The organism is Nodosilinea sp. LEGE 07088, from assembly GCF_015207395.1.
GTDB lineage: Bacteria > Cyanobacteriota > Cyanobacteriia > Phormidesmidales > Phormidesmidaceae > Nodosilinea.
Genome location: NZ_JADEWX010000345.1, coordinates 1 through 2,255 on the forward strand (window position 1 = coordinate 1; position 2,255 = coordinate 2,255).

Here is a 2,255-nt window from a genome sequence, read left to right on the forward strand (position 1 = left end):
GCAATTCCAGCATTTTTTCTTGACTAAGTTCAATGTTAGAAGTTTTCCTGATTTAAAGCCAGGATGTGACCCATCCTGGCTTGCAAGAAGATTTGACCTATTTAGCCAGTTTTGTTTCCCATCAGTCAGTCAGCAGTCTAACCAAAACTTTAAATGGCTGGTTTTCTTTGACTCGGATACTCCTGATGAATTCAAGCAAATCATTACGAGCTACGTCGAGCAGTGGAGCAATTTTATTCCAGTTTATCTAGATTTTCCTCTTCCCTATGGAGAGTTTCCTGATGATGCTCGACAGGTCGTACGAAGATATATTCCAGAAAGTTGTGAATACCTCATCACAACTTGGTTAGACAATGATGATGCAATTCACAAAGATTATGTCCAGATGATTCAGGACAATTTTCACCAGCAGGATAGTGAAACTATAAACTTCTTCTTTGGCTATCAGTTGTCTAAGGGGAAACTATACTTTGATTTTGAACTCGCCAATCATTTCATAAGCCTGATTGAAAAATATAATCCCGATTCTTTCAATACTTGTCTTTGTCGCCCTCATAAAGAATTGTATGAGGTCTGTAAATCCGCCAAGAAAATCTTTTGTAAGCCAGTCTGGATTGAAGTAGTTCATGGCTCTAATTATATGAATGTCTATCGTCGAGGCTTTAGAATTCCAGCTAGTAATATACTACAAGACTTCTCAATCCAGTCTTCACCACCTGAAGACCGAGAAAAGATGTTTCCCTTTCTAATTGAGCAAATCAAGATAACAGCTTTATTTCCTTATTATTTATTGCGAAAAGTCTATCTCCGCATCCGCCATAATCAACTTGCTGAAATCAAGATGAGTCATTTCGCTCTCCGAAATCATTAATCTATAGCGGTTCCTGAGCGGATGAAGTACTGTAGGAGTCTTGCTGGATAAGCGTTACAGGCATCTTTACGTACCTCACGCCAGCGAGAACCGCCATATATACTCTTTAAAAGCCAAAGGTTTATCGTAATGAAGTTCTTGATTACTGGTGGTGCAGGTTTTATTGGCAAGTGGGTGGTTGAGAAGTTACCCTCTGATGCAGAAATAGTCATTGTTGATTCCTTAGATGCACAGGTGCATGGCTCATCCATTGATTTTGAGCCCGAACTAAAGAGTCGTGCAAAATGTATTAAGGCTGATATTCAAAATATTGAACTATATACAGACCTGATTGAAGGGACTGATGTCGTTATTCATCTCGCATCGCAGACTGGAACAGGTCAATCGATGTATGAGATGAGTCGCTATATTCAGCAGAACGTGAACGGTACAGCTAAACTCCTGGAGCTAGTTTCTAAACTTAAGCGCAAACCCCATCGGATGATTCTTTCATCAAGTCGAGCTGTGTATGGTGATGGAGCGTATACAGACGGGCAGAAAATTCTCTACTCTTGCAAGCGTCGATTAGAGGATTTGCAGAATGGAGTTTGGGAGGTTTGCAATGACCAAAATAACATACTTAAATCCCTCCCGATGCATGAGGATCATCTTACAAATCCAACGTCTGTTTACGGCCTAACAAAACTTTGGCAAGAACAACTCATGCAGAATTATTGTGAAAGTCAGAGTATTGATTTAGTCAGCTTACGCTTTCAGAATGTTTATGGGCCCAAGCAGGAATTGAGTAATCCTTACACAGGAATTATAGGTATTTTCACTAATGCGATCGCTCAAGGGAATTCACTAGAGCTTTTTGAGGATGGGCTAGTGACTAGGGACTTTGTATTTGTAGGCGATGTGGCAGATGCTGTTGTAGAATGTGCGTTATATCAGGCACCTTTGTCATCAACTATCAATGTTGGCATGGGTCAGGCTGTTACCCTAATCGATGTGGTTGAAACAATTTCAGAAATTGTTGGCAAGCCCGCAAACTACACTATCTCAGGGCGCTTTCGTGTAGGTGATGTACGCCATGCAATTGCAGACATGAGCCATTATGAAGCTCTGCTTGGCTCTTGGTCTCCGACTTCACTCAAGGATGGATTAGTTCAGTATTTAGAATGGTATCTAGACCAAAAACCCGTGAGCCACGAGACTCTTCAAGCATCTTTCCAAGAAATGGAGAGGACTGGCCTGCTATTATCAAAGCAAGGTTAGGCGTTAGATATGCACATCTTACATCTAAGTGAATCTGATGTTGATAATGGCGGGGCTCGGGCTGCTTATCGTTTGCATCAGGGATTACAATCGATTGGCTGCCATTCACAGATGTTAGTACGAGCTA

Annotated in this window: 2 protein-coding genes; both read left to right on the top strand. The window is 41.2% G+C overall.

Features of this window, described 5'->3' with window-relative positions; genetic code table 11:
* The coding region (locus tag IQ254_RS30815; RefSeq protein ID WP_193969945.1) for a glycosyltransferase at nt 1-871 on the top strand (871 nt) is incomplete at its 5' end.
* A gap of 129 nt (nt 872-1,000) precedes the next feature.
* Nucleotides 1,001-2,128, top strand: a complete 1,128-nt coding sequence (locus IQ254_RS30820; protein ID WP_193969946.1) for an NAD-dependent epimerase/dehydratase family protein — start codon at nt 1,001-1,003, stop codon at nt 2,126-2,128.
* The last annotated feature ends 127 nt before the right edge of the window (nt 2,129-2,255 follow it).